The following is a 19252-nucleotide window of genomic DNA, read 5'->3' on the forward strand; positions in this document are numbered from 1 at the left end:
CACCCAATAAAGGTCTCAATTCCATGCTTATCTACGATACTTCAGGCTTAAAGCCAAAAGTTAAAGAGAATAACCCTAAGACACTGGTTTCAGAAATAAATAAGCAAAAAGCTTTCGCTAAAGTTATTAATAATAAAGATTTTAACCCCTATGCTGCCGCATATAAGAATATGCCGAAGTTTGCACATAGAAGCTTTAGACTAAAGTAAGAAATTTAAATAAGCTTATCAAATATGCTGCTTAATACACATATACACAGTTAAGTATCATCCTACATGCTTCGCATACCCCTTTTCAAAAGGCTTATTTAGCATTTTCTTTTTTGCTCAAATTTAGGGAATTTTTTAAAAGTTATCCACACTTTTAAAATTTAAATTCTGCAATCATCTAAATTGTATTTATATAATACCATATGGTATATAACTTGAAAATTATTATTTATCTAAAATTAAAATATATTTCAATTAGCCCTTTTTACTTTTACACAATAAAGATATAATATGATTATAAACTAAAATTATAGACAAGGAGGTAAAATCTTTGGGAACTTATTTAGATAATGCCGCTACATCCTATCCAAAACCCAATGTAGTAATAAATACGATTTCAAACTTTATGAAAAATATAGGTGCTACTGCAGGAAGAGGCGCTTATAAATCAGCTATTACTGCTGATAGGCTTATCTTTGATTGTAGAAATAATATATGTAAATTATTTAACGGTAAGGATCCTTCTAAGGTGATTTTTACTTATAATATAACTGATTCATTAAATATATTAATAAATGGTATATTAAATCCAGGCGATCACGTTATAACCAGCAGCCTAGAACATAATTCCGTATGGAGGCCATTAAAAACTCTCCAAAGGGATAAAAATATACAGATATCTCAGGTACCTTGTACCTCCAAGGGAATAACTAACCCAAAAGACGTGGAAAAACTCATAAGGGAAAATACAAAATTCATAGTATTCACCCATGCTTCCAATGTACTTGGAACTATTCAACCTATAAGAGAAATAGGTGCGCTGGCAAAAAAACACAATATAATTTTTTTAGTAGATAGTGCTCAGACAGCAGGCGCTTATCCCATAGATGTTCAAAAAGACAATATAGATATTCTTGCTTTTACAGGGCACAAAAGTCTTTTCGGTCCTACTGGCACCGGTGGATTTTTACTTAACTGCGACACAAACATACGGCCTTTAAAATCAGGCGGTACTGGAGAAGATTCTAAAAATCCATATCAACCTGATTTTTACCCTAACAAATTTGAAGCAGGGACTTTAAATGTGGCGGGAATAGTGGGTTTAGGTGAAGGCATCAAATACATATCCAATTTAGGAGTTGAAAATATAAGAGCCAAAGAAGATGAAGTAATTGAATATGCACTTAAAAGGCTAGAAGAAATTCCCAAAATATGTATATATGGTCCTAAAGATCCCCAAAAAATAGTTGGTGTCATTTCTTTCAATATAAAAGGTATATCCGGTGAAGAAATAGCTTTTAAACTTGATCAGGAATACGACATAATGATAAGAGTTGGATTTCACTGCGCTCCAACGGCCCACAGAATCATGGGTACCTACGAAATTGGAGCCATGAGAATAGGTATAGGATATTTTAATACAAAAAAGGATATAGATATTTTAACAGACGCATTAAAAAATATAGTTAAGAGCTATAAATTATGAATTAAAACATTAAAACTAATAAAGGACTGCTGTACAAAATTAAATTTGTACAGCAGTCCTTCTGCCATAGTACCATATCTATCATGTATTATTCGTATTATCCTTTTTTAAGGATCCTATTATTTTAAATATGATTATAATGATTGCAGTTCCTGCTATTGCTGAAATAATATAACCCACTATGTCATTTGTACCCGATAGGGAATAATCTGCTGCAATAGCATGATAGTCCATTCCATGCTGAAAAGCATGCGGTATATATCCTACTAGAGATTTTATTCCTTCCGTATCCCATTCACCCCATGCATCCCCACTGGCTAAAAGGCCTAAAGGGCATAATACTACTAATGCTATCAAAATTCCATATAGCGGTTTTCTATTACTTTCCTTTACTTTTTGGCCATTATTGTATATCATAGACGGTGATATTTTTTTAACATAGGCATATACTGCTGCAGTTATAGCTCCTTCCAATATACCTATTAAAAGGTGAACTAAAACCATAGCTGGAATGGACACATTTAATCCATAGGGACAGTAAATGGCATGTCCAAAGGCATCTTTAAAGAGAAGAGGTTGTATTCCAAATTCAATAGAAGCTATAAAAGCTGCGGCCACAATTCCCACATACCCTCCAATAAAAGCTGATATATACTCTCCTCTGTCTCCTTTTAACCTGTTTTTTACAAATTTAAACACTGTATAACCTACAAAGGGCATTACAAATGCCATATTAAAAGTGTTTGCTCCGAAAGCAAGAATTCCTCCATCCCCAAAAAAAAGTGCCTGTATAAGCAAAGCTATACTTACTGAAATAGTTGCTGCATAGGGTCCCAATAAAATTGCAATTAAAGTCCCTCCTACAGCATGAGCTGTTGTTCCACCGGGAATAGGGACATTAAACATCATAATCAAAAATGAAAATGCTCCACATACCCCTAATAATGGTATCTTTTTTTTGCTAACATCTGTCTTAACTCTCTTGACAGCTCTTGCCCATATCGGCAGCATTATCACACCCATAACTGCACAAGTGGAAGGGCTTAGATAATTATCTGGAATATGCATAATAAATACCTCCTCTAATTCTAAAATTAATATAAACCCAATTATAATATTTTAAACTCAACGTATTCCATTCATATATCTTAACGAGCATTTTTCATACCATTATTTTAAATATACACCTATTTATCTCTTTAAAACTTCAAATATTTCAGATAAACATTTTCAATTACCCTAAATAAAACAATTCTCTTATACTGTCATATTTTCTTCAAAATTTATCTGTAATATTATAGTCCATTTTGGATTCAATTAAAAATAAGTTTTTCTCAAAACGATACCAATTCTGTATCATCTTGAGAAAGTCCCTGCATTTTATTTCATTTTGATATCACTTTAGCTTTTTAAGGCTTCTTCCGCATGATAGGAACTTCTCACTAAAGGAGAAGAAGCAACATATTTAAATCCCAATTTTAACCCTATTTTCTTATACTCGTCAAACACGCGCGGATGAACATATTCAACTACAGGGTGGTGTTTTAAAGAGGGAGCTAGATATTGACCTATAGTGACAATATCACAATTAACTTCTCTTAAATCTTTTAATACCTGTATGATATCCTCCCTTCTTTCTCCGAGTCCAAGCATAAATCCCGATTTGGTTAAAATTGAACTGTCCATTATCTTAACCCTATTTAACAATTCTAACGAACGTCCATATACTGCCATAGGCCTTACTTCACTATAGAGTCTAGGGGCAGTTTCTACGTTGTGATTTATAACATCTGGCTTTGCATTTACAACTTTTTTTAAGGATGCTCTATCCCCCTTAAAATCCGGTATTAAAACTTCTATAGTTATGCTTTTTTTTAATCTTTTTATTTCTTCTATCACCCTAGCAAAATGGGAGGCTCCTCCATCTTCCAGATCATCTCTGGTAACAGAAGTTATGACTGCATGCCTTAGATCCAGTTTATCCACTGCTTGAGCAACATTTGCAGGTTCTTTTTCATCCACATTTTCAGGTTTAGCCTTGGTAACATTGCAAAAAGTACAATTTCTAGTACAATTTTTGCCCAATATCATAAAAGTTGCCGTTCTCTTATTAAAACATTCCATCCTATTAGGACAATTAGCTTCTCTGCATACAGTATTTAAAGAATACTTCTTTAATACACCCTTAACTTCTCCCGAAAATTCTCCACCTCTTATTTTAACTTTCAGCCAATCTGGCTTTCTACCTTGCATAAAACACCCTTCTCCTTTTATGACTTTTATTCAACTTGCAATTTACTTGGATAAGTTCCTCTAAAACATAACCTCCATGATATTCTCAGCATTTATACCATGCATATACATTTCAACGCTTACATCTTTAAGTACTTTTAAAACTTCGTCTTCATCATACCTGACACCCATAAATTTATTTTCAAATTCCCCAATTTCCCTTTTACTAAAAAAGTCTCCAAAAAAATTTATATGTTCTATTGCTCCCCTACACACGTTTATATAGACTTGTACAATTCCTCCCTTAAATTTTTTTTCGTTAGAATAAGTAAATTTCTTGAAGTTACCATAATTCCACTGCCACAGAGCATATTTATTATCTGATATTCTTTTTATTTTTTTCCAGTCCTCTTTTGAAAATCTATAGGTTTTCACAAATTTACATTCTTCCATTATTGATTTTATTAAGAAATTTTTAAATTCTATTGTGGTCATGGGTTCCTTAATATATTCACATAAATTTGTAACTCTGCTTTTCACTGACTTAACAGACTTATCCGAAAATTTTATCCTATTTACATTCAGGGCTCCATTTAAATTTTTCATGTCAACCGAAAATAAAATACTTCCATGGTGCAAAATTCTATTCCCATGTTTATACTGAGAATTGCCAGAAAACTTCTTATTATCTATGATCAGGTCATTTCTACCGGAAAGTTTAACATCTAAGTGCAATTTCTTTAACGCCTTTATTATTGGCTTAGTAAACCTTCCAAAATCCGCAAATGTACTATCATCAACTACAGCTATAAATGTAAAATTCAGTGTTCCTAAATCGTTAAATATAGCTCCCCCTCCCGACATTCTTCTGACAACTGATAAATTATGTTTTTTTACATAATCCACATTTATTTCTGACATTGTATTTTGATTCTTCCCAATTAAAACACAGGGTCTATTTCTCCACAACATGAAACATTCTTCATTGAATTTATCCATCATATATTCTTCAATGGCATGATTTATATAAGGGTTGGTATTATAATGTTCAATAAAGATCATATAAAATTCCTCCTGTTTATAATTATAATTCAAAATAAAATCAAATACCACATTACTGTATAAAAATAAGGCCTCTGAAGGGTAACTATCCTTCAAAGAGGCCTCTCTTAGGGAGTTTGGGGATATATAATAGTTAGGAACTCTGATACTATATCTCAAAGGAAAACATTTAAAATTTCATTAAATAAATTTTAAATTCAATTCTAGTATGTTTTCAGTATATAAAATAAGACTAATTTTTTAATCATTATTGTATAGAGCATTTATTTGCATCATCTTTAACTTCAATTTATTAAAATATATCCTACTAATCAATAAATGATTTCCTTTGATACCTATTATTATATAATATTTTATTTTATTTTTCAAGTTTATTTTAAAATTTTTTTAGTATGTACCACATGGTTAATGACAGCTACAGTTAAAAATGCCAAACCTGCCGTACAGACCCCTTTCCAGCCATATAAGTTCCAGCTGTAGGTTCCCGCAAAAGATCCCAATGCACCACCCGTAAAATAAGCTACCATAAAAACTGTATTCAATCTATTTCTTGCCTCCGGAGAAAGACTATGTACTAGTGTTTGATTAGAAACTTGTCCTGATTGGGTACCTAAATCCAATAATATTAGTCCTAAAATCAATCCTGCTATTCTATTTCCAAATATAAAAAGCACTATAAATCCCATTACGGCAAAAAAAATAGAAACCCCTACAGCAAACTTAGCACTCTTTTTATCACTAAGTCTTCCTATTATAGGTGCTGCAATAACACCACTTATTCCCAACAGGGCAAATAATCCAGCAGCTTCACTTCCCATATTATAAATTGGGGACTCTAGGAAAAATATAAGAGTTGTCCAAAATATACTAAAAGCTCCAAACATCATAGCGCCACTTAAAGATGCCTCTCTAAGCAATGGTTCATTTTTAACTAAATCCTTTAGGGAAATCATTATATTTTTATAGGATTCTATTAATTTAGGCTCATTTTTTGGGAAAGATTTACTCACCACTACATATAAAACTATCATAAGAATAGAAGCAATATAATACACACTTCTCCAACCTAAAAGCGCCCCTAGAAATCCGCTTATAGTACGTGCCAATAAAATTCCTGCCAGAAGACCGCTTAAAACTGTTCCTAAAACTTTTCCTCTTTCTCTGGGAGCAGAAAGTTCTGCAGCAAAAGGAACAACAAGTTGTGGAATTACTGTTGTAAATCCAACTAAAAAACTAGATACAATGAGCCAATTCAAATTCTTTGAAGACGCAAATAAGATCAGTGATATAACTGAAGCCAACAATAATTTTAAAATCATATTTTTTCTTTCTAAAATATCCCCTAAAGGTATAATGAAGAACATCCCCATTCCATAACCTATTTGGGTTAAAGTAGATACAAGTCCTATATTTCTTACAGATACATTAAATTCTCTGGATAGTTCACCTAATAATGGCTGATTATAATATAGATTAGCTACCGTAGCTCCACAAATTATAGCCATAATCCGCACTAGATCGGGGTCTATGCTTTTACTAATTCCATTGTGATCTTGCATAAGAACTACCTCTTTCTTCTAAAGAATATACTTTTTGATTTTAAGCAATTTAATAATTTTATATTATTTTCAGTTACATGTCAATAAATTATAAATTTACAACATAAATTTTAAAATTTCTTTGATCATATGACAAATTTAATGTATAATAAGGTTGTTAGTTAATACTATATAGCTTCTTGTTAATATCATATTTTTGTGTTATACTAATAGAATTAATAAACACCGATATACAAAATCAGATATATCAATTATAAGTGTTTTATCTTTAGGAGGATAATAAATGAAAACAGGAACAGTAAAATGGTTTAATTCAGAAAAAGGATTCGGATTTATTGAAGTGCCAGGCGAAAATGATGTTTTTGTACACTTTACCGCAATTCAAAGTGATGAACCTAGAAAAAATCTTGAAGAAGGTCAAAAAGTTCAATTTGATGTTGAAGAAGGACCAAAGGGTCTTCAAGCTGCCAATGTTGTAAAATTATAATATAAATTTTACAATATAACAAAAAACATCTTAACATAAATGAATGTAATGTTTTGCCACCTTTCTATAGAGGGTGGTTTTTTATATTTAATTATAACTTGGAGTTAAACTCCAAGTTATAATTTCTCTAGAATTAGAGATCTAATCATTTGCCAAGTACTTTTCTTTTTAATTTAAGTCCAGTTTCCGTAATTGCAAGCCCACCAAGGGCTGTCTCTCTGAGTTCACAGGGAAGTTGTTTACCTACCTTATACATTGCCGAAACAGTATCATCAAAAGGAATCCTGCTGATTACACCTGCCATAACCATATCAGCAGTAGTCAATGCATTGACAGCTCCAGATGCGTTTCTCATTGCACAGGGTATTTCCACAAGACCCGCTACAGGATCACACACCAATCCAAGTATGTTCTTTATAACTATTGCACTGGCATTTAATGCCTGCTGTGGAGTACCTCCCATCATCTCAACTACACCTGCCGATGCCATAGCCGAAGCTGAACCACATTCTGCCTGGCATCCGCCCTCTGCTCCTGCCATAGTTGCATTTTTAGCTATTATTATTCCAATTCCAGTCGCTGTAAAAAGGCTTTGAATCAATTCATCTTCACTTTTATTCAATTTTTCTCCCGCTGTTATTATAGTTGCCGGTATTATTCCACAGGATCCCGCTGTAGGTGCAGCTACTATTTTCCCCATAGCAGCATTTATTTCCGAGCAGGAAAGAGCTCTTGCCATAGCTTTTACCATAAACGTTCCAGTTAATGTTTTTCCCTGGTTGCAGTATTCATTTAATTTATACGCATCTCCTCCTATAAGGCCACTTACCGATTTTACCTTATGCCGCACCCCGCACTCTGCTGCATCTTTCATCACCTGAAAACTTTTCTTCATATTTTTAAAAATATCTTCTTTGCTTTTTTCAGTAGATATCGCCTCTTGTTCAATTGTATATTCCCAAATCTTCATGTTTTTCTTCTGACATATATCTATCAGTTCTTTTCCCGTGTTAACCATGGATTATTCCTCCTCACTTATAGGATTTATAGCTCTAACCCTGTGTACATTAGGTATTTTGCTTATTTCATCAACTACATCATCTGAGACAAAATCATCTACTTCAAATACCATGGCTGCTTTAGCACCCTTTATATTTTCTCTGTATACCCTCATAAAAGCTATATTTATCTTATATTTATAAAGTACTGATGATACTTTGGCAACCATGCCTGGCACATCTACATGATTTATCAATATAGTAGGATAAACTCCTGTAAATTCTATTTTATCTCCATCAACTTCAGTTATAACAACATTGCCCCCACCTATAGACGAACCCATTATTTCCGAAACCTTGCCATCTTCTCTTGTTATTACAAATTTAACCGTATTGGGATGTACATCTCCTAAATCTGTTTCGATGAATTCAATTTCTATATTTTTTTCTTTCGCCAGCTGTATAGAATTTTTTAAATTTTGATCCCATGGATTCATGCCCAATATTCCAGCAACCAATGCTTTATCGGTACCATGTCCCTTATAAGTTTTTGCAAAGGAACCATGAAGAAAAAACTGTACTTTTCGAATTTTCCCACCTGCTATAGTACTTGCAATTTTCCCTAATCTTGCTGCCCCTGCGGTATGTGAACTCGATGGTCCTATCATTATAGGTCCCAATATATCAAAAACACTATATTCTCTCATTTTTTACATCGTCCCTCCAATTTTCACATGAAAATAGTCCAAATATAAAAACACTATTAATAGTGTTTTTATATTTGTCAATCCTATTTATTAATCTTCGTTATTTCTTGTGAATTTATTCTTTCTAGCCATATAAACAGGCAGCCCTATAAGCGTCACACCCAAGCCCAAACCTGCATTTAGAGGCTGGGTAAAAAGCGTATTAAATATTATATAGAGTCCTCCAAGTATTGCTATAATAGGAACTATGGGGTATCCAGGAACCTTATAAGGTCTTTCCATATCCGGTCTCTTTTTTCTGAGAACAAATACGGCAAAGAAAGTCATTACATAGAATATCCAAATTACAAATATGAGCAAGTCTGTCAACTGATCGAATTTACCTGAAAATATAAGTATTATGGATATGATTCCTAACAATATGCCGCTGTTTACAGGTACTTTGGAATTCGGAGTCAATTTTGCCAGCCATTTGCTTCCCGGTAACTTGTTTTCCACAGCCATGGCATAAGGTACTCTCATACCTGTAAGTACATATCCATTTATAGTGCCAAATACCGATATCAATATTCCTATAGTTATTATCTTCCCACCTGCTTGTCCAAATATTACATTTGCTACAGCTGCTGCCGGCGTCTTTGTTGCTGCTAGGGCACTTGCCGGCAGTACAAACAAATAAGCCACATTAATAAGTAAATAAACAGCCATTACCAATGACAATCCGCCTACAATAGCTATTGGCAAATCCCTTTTTGGATTTTTCATTTCTCCAGCTATAGCTCCTACATTTATCCATCCATCATAAGCAAACATCGTGGCTACAAGGGCAGATCCCAAACTTGTAGCTATAGGATGATTCTGAGCCACCATTGGCAGCAATCTCACTGTTCCTCCATTACCGTTTATAAGTCCTATTATTATAATTGCAATTAAAGGTATTAACTTACAGATAGTTGAAACTGTCTGTATGACTCCGCCAGTTTTAGATCCAAATAAATTCATGATTATTAAAAATACACTAACTATAATAGCTATTGGAACTATGGCTGAATCAGACATGCCTAATAGTGAAGCTGCCTGGGTTCCAAATATTATGGCAAGGGCAGCAACATTAGCTGGAAAATATATTATGGTCTGTGCCCATCCCAGCAAAAATGACCACATATCACCATATGTCTCCTCCAAATAAGCTATCATTCCTCCCGTTTTCGGTATTGCTGCAGAAACTTCAGCTGCAGTAAGACCACCTGCTATAGTTATTACACCTCCAAGTATCCAGGCTATTAATCCAAGTCCTGGTGCTCCGGTGGCAGTAAATACAGCTGTAGGCTTGAAAAATACTCCAGCTCCTATAACTATACCAATAACCAAAGCAAGAGCAGGTACTAAACCCAGATTCTTCTTTAATTCATCTTTGCCCATTTTTTTGATTTCCTCCCTGTCTTTTATACAAGTACAATTACTGATTCAGTTATTTTAAAAACATCAATTCATTTTATAACTATGAATCCCTATATCCACAAAACAGCGGATATTCAAACCTTATCTACAATGAATATAATAAATAATATATTAATGTTTTACAATACCTTTTCAATAATCAACCTGTATTTTCTAAAATTTTAAATTTATTATTTATTTTAAAAAGCATAATAAATTACAAAACAAAATGCTATAATGAAATTAATGACAGATTTAGTATCAAATTTATCTATATATGTCTTATAAAATTCAGTATAGCTGTTTAATATATAAAAACGTAAAGTTTAGCTATGTTAACAAGTTTTTATACAAAGTTATTATTTAAACGTTTTACTTTAAGTTTCGTTCGCGTATAAAATACATATTTGATATATTGTTTTTCATTTTTCATTTTCATCATATCACATTAATTTAATTTATACAACAAAATTCTTGAAAAAATAATCTTCTCGTACTATACAGTTACCGAAACAATTTAACGACGTATATTATTTAATTAACTGTTAAATTTAACTATTCAAAAAAATAAATTAGAATATTCATTATTCTAATTTATTTTAAGTTCACTTACCTGGTATCTTATTGATACACAGCAGCTTTAAATCTTCCTTTATTTCTTCTCTTGTCTTACCTATACTGGAATCCACTACAGCTACTAATGCACCCTCCACCAATGCCGCATCTATTATTTCTACTTTAGATTGAATATCTTCATTTAGAAATTCAATGGCCATTTGAGTATTCATGTAAGCGCTGCCTAAATCAAATAATATTATTACTCCATCTTCTGAGTATACCTCCAATATAGCATTTTTTATTTTTTCCACATCTGTACCGAGCCTTCCATCTGATGTTCCACCTGCAGATACAACTCTGCCTCCAGGAGACATCTGCTCAACTAAGCTTTTTATTCCTTCAGCAATTTTGCTGCTGTGAGATACAATTACAATACCAACCATAAAAGTCACCTCTTTATCAATAGCAATTAGCTGCTAATTTTCTCACTTCTTCATAAATAACATTAAGCATAAGATAACTAGAAACGGCACCAGGATCTTGATGTCCTATACTTTTTTCCCCTAAATAACTTGCCCTTCCCTTTCTTGCTCTTATACTCTTAGTACTATTCACTCCTTTAAAGGCTTCATCTTTTGCATTTTTAAGTGCCTCTACAGTATTTAATTTTTGATTTAATGAATTCTCAAGGGAATTTACTGCTAATTCCATGGAATCTACCATAGTTTTATCTCCCATATTTGCCTTTCCCCTCACTTTAATCTCACTCAATGCATCTTTAAGCATAATAAGAAAATCATTCACATCAACAGCATTTTTTCCCTTTACTGATACTGCCGCTTTCATAAAGGCCGTACCATAAAGTGAACCCGAAGCTCCTCCAACCTTCGAAAGCAATGTCACACCAACAACTCTTAAAATATTGCCTATATCGCTTTCATCCTCTTCCTTTAACTTTTCTCTTACAGCTGTAAACCCCCTATCTAAATTTAAACCATGATCTCCGTCTCCTATATCTGCATCTAATTTAGTCAGATAGTCTTTATTCTCGCTTATAACTGCTGCTATAGAATTTATTATTTCTTTTACCTGCTTTCCATTTACACTCATAATACGTCTATCTCCCTACATATTTACATTACTTTAAACCTTTCCAACATATCCTGCATGAGCCGGTTCATGCCCACTTTCTCCCCCACTTACAAATACAACTTTACTCTTTTCTATGCACTTATATATTACACCTATATCTTATCAAAATATAATATAGGTGTGAATATTCTATTATAAAAGCATGACTATTTTGGTACATTTACAATTACAAATACATAATATAAATAAATACAAAAGTATATTTTTTATATTTATACAATTAAACTCAAACTACATTAAGATTAACAGGAAGTGATTTTAATATGTCTCATTCAGAAACATTTTTTGATTATAGAGACCTAATAACCGGTGTAGATACAAAAATCCCCTTAAAGAACGGGAAACTCGTACCTGCTATAAATTTTGATAATGCCGCCACTACTCCACCATTTAATTATGTTATAGAAAAAATAAATAGTTTCTTACCCTATTATTCCTCTATCCATAGAGGAAATGGTTTTAAATCTAAATTATCTTCTGATGCCTACGAAATGTCAAGAGATATCGTCTGTAACTTTGTGCACTGCGATCCTCAAAAAAATACAGTAATTTATGTAAATAACACCACAGGAGCTATCAATAAACTATCCTATATATTCAATAATTTATACAAAAATTCAATTATACTATCTACCAGAATGGAACATCATTCCAATGATCTACCCTGGAGAAGCAAATTTAAAATGGATTATGTTGAAGTGGACGAGCTTGGCAAATTAAAGCTGTCAGATCTTAAATATAAACTAAAAAAACACCACGGTAAAGTAAAACTCGTATGTGTAACTGGTGCATCTAATGTTACCGGATACAAGAACCCAATATATACGATAGCCAAAATTGCTCACCACTATGGAGCTGAAATCTTAGTCGATGGAGCGCAGCTTGTACCTCATTATCCCATATATATGCAGCAAAAGTCAAAGGAAGAATCTATTGACTACTTAGCTTTTTCCGCTCATAAAATGTACGCTCCTTTTGGAATAGGCGTACTCATAGGTCCAAAAAATACTTTCAGCAACGCACCACCAGAATACAGCGGAGGTGGCACAATAAAGGTAGTAACAGACAATTCCGTACTTTGGGATGATCCTCCAGGAAAAAATGAGGCAGGAACTCCCAATGTGCTTGGAGTTACAGCCCTTGTCTCTTCAATCAAAGTATTGAATAAATTATCGTTAAATTCTATAGATAAAAGAGAAAGTGACATATACAACTATACTTTAAATAAAATGCTGCAGCTGCCGGATATCACCATATACGGTGATACAAATCCTGGCTGTGATAAAGTTGCTATTCTTCCCTTCAATATAAAGGGACTGCATCATGAAACCACTGCAAAACTATTGTCAGATTTATCCGGTATTTCTGTAAGAAGCGGCTGCTTCTGTGCTCATCCTTATGTTCAAAGACTACTGGAACTTTCCCCTGAGGAAATAAACTATTTCAAAACTCACTTCAATAATTTTCGTCCCGGTATTGTTAGATTAAGTTTTGGCTTATACAATACCTACAATGAAGTTGATATATTAATAGATACTTTAAAAAAAATAATTAAAAATAAAAAATAACTTTTATTTATTTTTAGCTTAACAATCAATTTTTAGGCCAAAAACTCTAGTAATTACAAGCTTTCCCAAGTTAAAAGTTTAAAATTAAGAGTTAATGGTAGATTAGTAGATTTTAGTCATCATCGAAAATCTTCATCTACTATTAACTCTTCACTATAATCTCTAAACATAGAATCATATTATCAACTGGAAAGTCCTGCAGATAAAACCAATACCATGAGTATCGGAATACTATCACATATAATCCATCCTAAAAGTATAAGTACAATACTTAACTTACCATATTTATTAAAAAAATACAGTATTAAATTATAAAAGAAAAATAAATTGGTCATAATAAATATGAGGATTATAGGAACTGGATCAGACATGCTATAGACTACTATGATATGAACCATAAAAATCAATGCCAAAACAGTACCCAGAAAGAATATCACTTTAAGCCCATCTCTATTTTTAACCTTGAGAAATATGTAAATACCATCATATATACACAACAAGCAGGGTATAAGTACAAGTATCTCCAACTTGTCTATAAAAAAGTACGCTGTAATTAAAATTGCCGTGAAAGCCAGTATTTTAATATTAAAATTTAGATTTTTATCGTTCATCTATAGCATCTCCTTTCCAAGCCTGGATGTCTGTGTTCTTATTTATTTTCACACTTTATTTAATATAAATTTTTCCAAAGCATAGGCTGCTCCATCTTCTCTGTTGCTTTTAGTTATATAATCTGCAGCTGCCTTCAATCCATCAGAACCATTATCCATTGCTATTCCGAATCCCGCATAATTTATCATGGAGATATCATTATCCCAATCTCCTATGGATAATATCTCCTCTCGATTTATGCCATAATCCTCTGCAACCCTCTTAAGCATTTTTCCCTTGTCTACCTTTTTGTTGAATATTTCTAAATAATTTGGAAGTGAAAAATTAGCATTTATCTTATTTCCAAACTCATCTAAGATTTCCTCTCTTATTGTCAAAAGTTTTGCTCTATCCTCAACAAGAACTATTTTGTACATAGGTTGACTGCTAAAAAATGAAGACAGTTTTCCCACTTCATTCCAATGAGCTATATAATCATTAAGGTTCATATAATCAGTTATTTTTTCTATATAGACCTTTGCTTCATCAAACAATATGCAATATATATTGTTTTTTTCGGACATATGTATAATTCTACTACATATTTTATTTTCAATGGGTTCTCCTAAAATCAATTTACTTTTTCTATATAGATTTGCCCCATTTAAACATATTACAAAGTCTTCCAGTCCCAATTCATTTGAAAAATTTTTCAACCCGTTAAATTCCCTTCCTGAAACTAAGATCACTTTTATTCCCAATGTTTGTATTTTCTTTACTACTTCTATAGTCCTCTTGCTCAAAACATGATTTTCATTCAATAAAGTCCCATCCATGTCCATTGATACTAGTTTATACATAAATGCCCTCCTCTGTATGCTAAATACTACATAATACTAATAAACCACACTAATTAATTTGTTGAGTTCTTTCCAAATTGAAATTATTTGACAATAAACGTAAATATCACTACAATATATTTGATGATCTCAGAATTAAACACATCATACAAAACATAGAGGTATTAAATTATGGAAACTCATAAAAGCAGAAAAAAATTTATAGCAGATTTATTTTTATTGCTGGCCGCTATGCTATGGGGTGGAGGCTATGCTGCTACAAAAGATGCTCTAAATAGCATAACTCCATTATATATGATGGCCATACGATTTTTATGTGCTGGAATTTTAATTTCAGTTATTTTTTTCAAAATAATGATGAAAATAACTCTAGAAGATATAACTCGGGGTTTTATAATAGGCATATTCTTGTTTTTGGCTTACACTGCCCAGACAGTAGGACTTAACTATACAACTGCCAGCAAGCAATCTTTTTTAACTTCAGTTTATGTAATTATACTTCCCTTTTTATACTGGGCTGTATTCAAGACAAAACCTACTCATAGAGCTATAATTTCAGCCATAATTTCCCTTATTGGCATAGGAATACTGAGTTTTAAATCAAATATGCAGCTCAATATAAATATTGGAGACTGGCTGACACTCTTATCAGCTGTTTTATTTGCATCACATATAATTTCCATAGCTTGTTTTACAAGAAAATCCAATCCGATAATACTATCTGTAGTACAGATGATGTTTGCCGGTATATTTTCTCTTCTATTTGCAATTATTTTTGAACCAAGTTTTTCAGGAATACATGATAGTGCTTTATTCCCTATTTTTTACCTAGTAGTCTTTAGCACCATGATAGGATTTTTAATTCAAAACATAGCTCAAAAATATACCAATCCCAATCATGTGGGAATATTACTTTCACTAGAATCTGTATTTGGCGCGATTATATCCATGATATTTTTGAATGAAGTATTTACATTGAATATGATAATAGGTTGCAGCATCATATTTTTATCCGTATTTATCTCAGAAACAAAATTAAAATTTACATTTAAAAGAAATTCTCGAAATATATCTTAATTCAATACTATAAGTTATTTATTCTCACTGTTCTTCCTCTTTATTTTTGTTTTTCTTTATTCCCATTTTCTTAATTATATCAGGAACCAACTCTATTATCTTGTCTAAACTGTCCTTATTTTTAATGGGAATTAATTTAACATTATCCTCTTTTATAACAAGCACAGCATCTGCAGTTATCTTTGCACCCGCACCCATACCTGATCCAGAACCTTCCTTTTTATCTTTATCTCCAGCTGTATCCTCTCCTCCTCCAGCAGCACATCCAAAATTAACAGTTATAAATGGCACCAAAGTTATATCTCCTACATTTATGGGTTTACCAACAACTGTTTCTGTCTTTAAAAAATTTTCCAATTTTGAAAATAGCATCTCCGTATTTTCCTTAATATCCATGTTAATACCTCCTTAATATCAAATATCAGCTGACTTCACTTCACTGGTTTTTTCATATCCGACTCTCTCTGCTCTATATCTCCTATGAAACCTTTTTTTCATAAAATCAGCCATAAGAACTCTAAACATTATAAAAATAAAAGATATAACTTTTAAGCTTCCTTTAATTTCTACATTTACGTTAAAAACATCGTCAAAAAAATCCGGTTTCATATTTATAGATTTTTTTGGCATTATATTTTTAATTATAGCAAAAATCCCTCCTAATATTCCAGTGATATAAGGATCCTCTAAACCATAGTTCCCCTCTATTTTAACATATTTAGACTTAATTATAAGTATAATTTTTTTTATAAATTTTTTATATGAGTAATTTCTTCTAATTTTATTCAAAACATTGTGCAGAAACTCAGTATTATCGGTCTTATGAGGCTTATATTTCTTAAAGTTATTAGATATTCTTTTTTTTGCAAACAATATCTTTATAAACAATTCCATATTCTTTCCCTTTCCCATCCCTATTATAGAAATTACACCTAAAAGCAAATCAATTTTAAAACTATATTTAAATTTACTTTTTTCGAGTATAACTTCTATTTTGTATTTTGTATTACATACTATAGTTAAAGTTAAAAGGGCTAAAATTGTTAAAATTACAATCCCTGTTATTTTTAACATCTCAAATTTATAATACCTCCCTCTATAGAATTTAATTTTTTACAAGCACTTTACTATCTGCTATAAATTTATAATATCTAAAAATTTTATGAATTTAAATATATATTTTTTTGATTTTTTTTGATAAAATCTATATGAAGTTTATAATTAGGAGAGATTAACTATGCTTTTTTTCTTATACATATCAGGATTTTTAGCTGTACTGGTTGGAATAAAATTATTCTATAAACAGAATAAAAAAATAGCAAATAAAAATTACAGTGAAAAAAAAATATTACAGTATTGGATAAAGAGGATGATTGTAAATATAACGACTATGTGTTTAACAGCTATATTTGTACTATTCATCGTTCCACTTTTGATATGGATATTTGCGCCCAAAGAAACAGGTACTGTAGATAAAATTCTCGAAAGTAAAAATTTAACTCCGATTTCATCCTCAAATAAAAATAGCTACATAAAGGAAGTATTAAACGGAAATGCTAAAAGCTGTTTAGTGAACATAGATGACAATGGAAATCAAAGTTTACAAAATTTTAATAGTAAATCTGTAGAAATTGTATCTACTGACAAAGAAAAACCTAAATATGAAAGAATAGCAGAATATAAAATAAAAAAATTAAAGGGTAACTGGATAATACCAAACTCTGTAAATGACATCTATGCTAATGTCTATATAGATTACAGTCAAAAAAATTTTATAAGAAATAAAGTAAAATTAATAGTACCGGCTAATTCAAAATAATCATCGACCATATGATCCCATTATTTCGAATTAAAGGTGCCACGATTATTATATCATATAAAATCTATGACATCTATTTGGTTTCAAAATAGTAAAATACACATAAAAAAGATATAATGATATTATATTAAAATAGAATTAAGACTCTAAATTTCTACAGGGGGTGATTACATGCTTAATTACTATGGACTTATTACCGGCATTTTTGTATTGGTTTTAACAGGCATCGGCCACGTAATCGTAATAAAGGGCGAATATTATTTTGGAATAAAAATATGGCCTTTATTTTTATTGCTGGGATGTATAAGCATAATCTTTTCTCTATTGAATGAAAATGCCCTGATATCCGGCCTTTTAGGCATTTTAGGGGTTACTTCTTTTTGGAGTATATTGGAGTTGTTTAAACAGAAGAAGAGAGTATCTAAAGGCTGGTTCCCTAAAAAAGATAATTAAGATACAAAGCAGGGTGTTTTAAATGAAAAAATACTTTTTTATAAAATCAATATCAATATTTATAATAATTGCATTTGCACTTTTTTTCTGCTGTATTTATATATCTCAAAACAAGTCAAAGGACATTTACAAATACAGTGAAATCCAGATACCACTGGAAGCTAAAATCCTGTGGGATAATTCCACTTTAAAAAACATATCCGTAAAATATAAGGGCAACGATACCATAGATGCATATATCTTTCCCAGTGCTGACGGCAGAACTTTACTTATAAATCCACCTATAGACGGATTTACAGAAGGCAGTAAAATTTATGTTACTTTATCTCCGAACTTACATTTCAAAAATTATGAGTTAAAAAGCAAAAAAAGATTGCGCTTTAATGTAAAATCAGACAATTTATCTGCACTGTCAAAAGTTTCAAGAATACCCAAATATGGAGATATAATAGGAACCACCGATAATTTCATGGGATACAGATATAATCATTATGGGATATATATTGGCAACAATAAAGTTATTCACTACTGCAGCAGTACAGGTAATGCAAAAGATGCAAAAATACAGGAAACAAATATGGCTCCTTATTTTAAGCCTGGAAACTATTTTATCTTAAATGTAAAGAGCAATGTTGAATTCAGCTCTGAGGAAACTGTAAGAAGAGCAAGGACAAGACTTGGAGAAAAGAGCTATAGTCTTTTGCAAAATAATTGTGAGCATTTTGCCCTCTGGGCTAAAACCGGAAATTCAAAATCCTATCAACTAATTAACTTGTCACAGAAAGAATTAGCTCAGATAAAAATGTTCACAGCAATGGGTATAAATTTACAGTAGCCATCTTGATTTAGAAATTAAGTGAACTACCACCACTTATAGAAGTGGATGGCTTCTTAGTCAATATTCCTAACGGAACAAGTTTACCTAAGCTCTAAAGGTCGAACCAACCTCAGTGTATTACCAAAATTATATGGCTAATTTCAGCAGATTTTTACT

21 protein-coding genes and 1 pseudogene are annotated in these 19252 nt (G+C 31.8%); 8 read left to right on the forward strand and 14 right to left on the reverse strand.

Annotated elements, in window-relative coordinates:
• Positions 1-209 (forward strand): annotated as a pseudogene (locus LN736_RS17500) (ISNCY family transposase); the annotation flags it as partial.
• Between the two features lie 331 nt (positions 210-540).
• Entirely contained in the window at positions 541-1695 is a 1155-nt protein-coding gene (locus tag LN736_RS17505) for an aminotransferase class V-fold PLP-dependent enzyme (RefSeq protein WP_150357925.1), read from the forward strand.
• A gap of 81 nt (positions 1696-1776) precedes the next feature.
• On the opposite strand, the gene cbiM is transcribed toward LN736_RS17505, so the two are convergent.
• The 4 genes from cbiM to LN736_RS17525 form a co-directional block, all read right to left on the reverse strand.
• Positions 1777-2763, reverse strand: coding sequence for a cobalt transporter CbiM (cbiM, locus tag LN736_RS17510; protein ID WP_150357924.1), 987 nt, complete (start codon positions 2761-2763; stop codon positions 1777-1779).
• A 333-nt stretch (positions 2764-3096) separates the two neighbouring features.
• Positions 3097-3948 (reverse strand): lipoyl synthase, encoded by an 852-nt coding sequence (gene lipA, locus LN736_RS17515; RefSeq protein WP_150357923.1) that lies wholly within the window; start codon positions 3946-3948, stop codon positions 3097-3099.
• A gap of 60 nt (positions 3949-4008) precedes the next feature.
• Positions 4009-4989: a lipoate--protein ligase gene (locus LN736_RS17520; protein WP_150357922.1), complete on the reverse strand. Its 981-nt coding sequence runs from the start codon at positions 4987-4989 to the stop codon at positions 4009-4011.
• A gap of 371 nt (positions 4990-5360) precedes the next feature.
• Positions 5361-6548, reverse strand: a complete 1188-nt coding sequence (locus tag LN736_RS17525; RefSeq protein ID WP_179977859.1) for an MFS transporter — start codon at positions 6546-6548, stop codon at positions 5361-5363.
• Positions 6549-6831: 283 nt separating this feature from the next.
• On the opposite strand from LN736_RS17525, the gene LN736_RS17530 reads away from it, so the two are divergent.
• Complete coding sequence (locus LN736_RS17530; protein WP_106011167.1) at positions 6832-7035, forward strand: cold-shock protein; 204 nt, start codon at positions 6832-6834, stop codon at positions 7033-7035.
• 145 nt (positions 7036-7180) lie between these two features.
• On the opposite strand, the gene sdaAA is transcribed toward LN736_RS17530, so the two are convergent.
• The 6 genes from sdaAA to LN736_RS19265 form a co-directional block, all read right to left on the reverse strand.
• Positions 7181-8053 (reverse strand): L-serine ammonia-lyase, iron-sulfur-dependent, subunit alpha, encoded by an 873-nt coding sequence (gene sdaAA / locus LN736_RS17535; RefSeq protein WP_229982096.1) that lies wholly within the window; start codon positions 8051-8053, stop codon positions 7181-7183.
• Positions 8054-8056: 3 nt separating this feature from the next.
• A complete protein-coding gene (gene sdaAB / locus LN736_RS17540) occupies positions 8057-8740 on the reverse strand; it encodes an L-serine ammonia-lyase, iron-sulfur-dependent subunit beta (protein ID WP_150357919.1) in 684 nt (227 codons plus the stop codon).
• A 90-nt stretch (positions 8741-8830) separates the two neighbouring features.
• Positions 8831-10162, reverse strand: a complete 1332-nt coding sequence (locus LN736_RS17545; RefSeq protein ID WP_150357918.1) for an APC family permease — start codon at positions 10160-10162, stop codon at positions 8831-8833.
• A 623-nt stretch (positions 10163-10785) separates the two neighbouring features.
• On the reverse strand, positions 10786-11181 hold the full coding sequence (gene dhaM / locus LN736_RS17550) for a dihydroxyacetone kinase phosphoryl donor subunit DhaM (RefSeq protein WP_150357917.1): 396 nt from the start codon (positions 11179-11181) through the stop codon (positions 10786-10788).
• Positions 11182-11197: 16 nt separating this feature from the next.
• Positions 11198-11848, reverse strand: coding sequence for a dihydroxyacetone kinase subunit DhaL (gene dhaL, locus LN736_RS17555; protein WP_150357916.1), 651 nt, complete (start codon positions 11846-11848; stop codon positions 11198-11200).
• A 33-nt stretch (positions 11849-11881) separates the two neighbouring features.
• Positions 11882-11986, reverse strand: coding sequence for a dihydroxyacetone kinase subunit DhaK (locus LN736_RS19265; RefSeq protein WP_207708009.1), 105 nt, complete (start codon positions 11984-11986; stop codon positions 11882-11884).
• 167 nt (positions 11987-12153) lie between these two features.
• On the opposite strand from LN736_RS19265, the gene LN736_RS17560 reads away from it, so the two are divergent.
• Entirely contained in the window at positions 12154-13458 is a 1305-nt protein-coding gene (locus LN736_RS17560; RefSeq protein ID WP_229982097.1) for an aminotransferase class V-fold PLP-dependent enzyme, read from the forward strand.
• A gap of 182 nt (positions 13459-13640) precedes the next feature.
• On the opposite strand, the gene LN736_RS17565 is transcribed toward LN736_RS17560, so the two are convergent.
• Complete coding sequence (locus tag LN736_RS17565) at positions 13641-14069, reverse strand: hypothetical protein (protein ID WP_229982098.1); 429 nt, start codon at positions 14067-14069, stop codon at positions 13641-13643.
• Between the two features lie 48 nt (positions 14070-14117).
• Entirely contained in the window at positions 14118-14909 is a 792-nt protein-coding gene (locus LN736_RS17570) for a Cof-type HAD-IIB family hydrolase (protein WP_150359007.1), read from the reverse strand.
• Positions 14910-15080: 171 nt separating this feature from the next.
• Between LN736_RS17570 and LN736_RS17575 the strand changes: the two genes are divergently transcribed.
• Positions 15081-15986 carry a DMT family transporter gene (locus LN736_RS17575; RefSeq protein WP_229982099.1) on the forward strand — a complete coding sequence of 302 codons (906 nt, stop codon included), beginning with the start codon at positions 15081-15083 and terminating at the stop codon, positions 15984-15986.
• A 24-nt stretch (positions 15987-16010) separates the two neighbouring features.
• On the opposite strand, the gene LN736_RS17580 is transcribed toward LN736_RS17575, so the two are convergent.
• Together LN736_RS17580 and LN736_RS17585 are read right to left on the reverse strand one after the other, a co-directional pair.
• The gene (locus LN736_RS17580; protein ID WP_150359009.1) at positions 16011-16382 is read right to left on the reverse strand and encodes a GerW family sporulation protein; all 372 of its coding nucleotides are present in this window, start codon (positions 16380-16382) and stop codon (positions 16011-16013) included.
• Between the two features lie 18 nt (positions 16383-16400).
• Positions 16401-17060 carry a DUF2953 domain-containing protein gene (locus LN736_RS17585; protein ID WP_229982100.1) on the reverse strand — a complete coding sequence of 220 codons (660 nt, stop codon included), beginning with the start codon at positions 17058-17060 and terminating at the stop codon, positions 16401-16403.
• Positions 17061-17223: 163 nt separating this feature from the next.
• On the opposite strand from LN736_RS17585, the gene LN736_RS17590 reads away from it, so the two are divergent.
• The 3 genes from LN736_RS17590 to LN736_RS17600 all read left to right on the forward strand — a co-directional run bounded on the left by LN736_RS17590 (position 17224) and on the right by LN736_RS17600 (position 19093).
• Positions 17224-17805 carry a hypothetical protein gene (locus LN736_RS17590; protein ID WP_150358190.1) on the forward strand — a complete coding sequence of 194 codons (582 nt, stop codon included), beginning with the start codon at positions 17224-17226 and terminating at the stop codon, positions 17803-17805.
• 171 nt (positions 17806-17976) lie between these two features.
• Positions 17977-18258, forward strand: a complete 282-nt coding sequence (locus tag LN736_RS17595) for a DUF4491 family protein (RefSeq protein ID WP_150358189.1) — start codon at positions 17977-17979, stop codon at positions 18256-18258.
• A gap of 22 nt (positions 18259-18280) precedes the next feature.
• A complete protein-coding gene (locus tag LN736_RS17600) occupies positions 18281-19093 on the forward strand; it encodes a lecithin retinol acyltransferase family protein (protein ID WP_229982101.1) in 813 nt (270 codons plus the stop codon).
• Positions 19094-19252: the final 159 nt, after the last annotated feature.

The sequence above is a fragment of the Clostridium aromativorans genome, from assembly GCF_020908015.1.
Taxonomy (GTDB): Bacteria; Bacillota; Clostridia; order Clostridiales; family Clostridiaceae; genus Clostridium_B; species Clostridium_B aromativorans.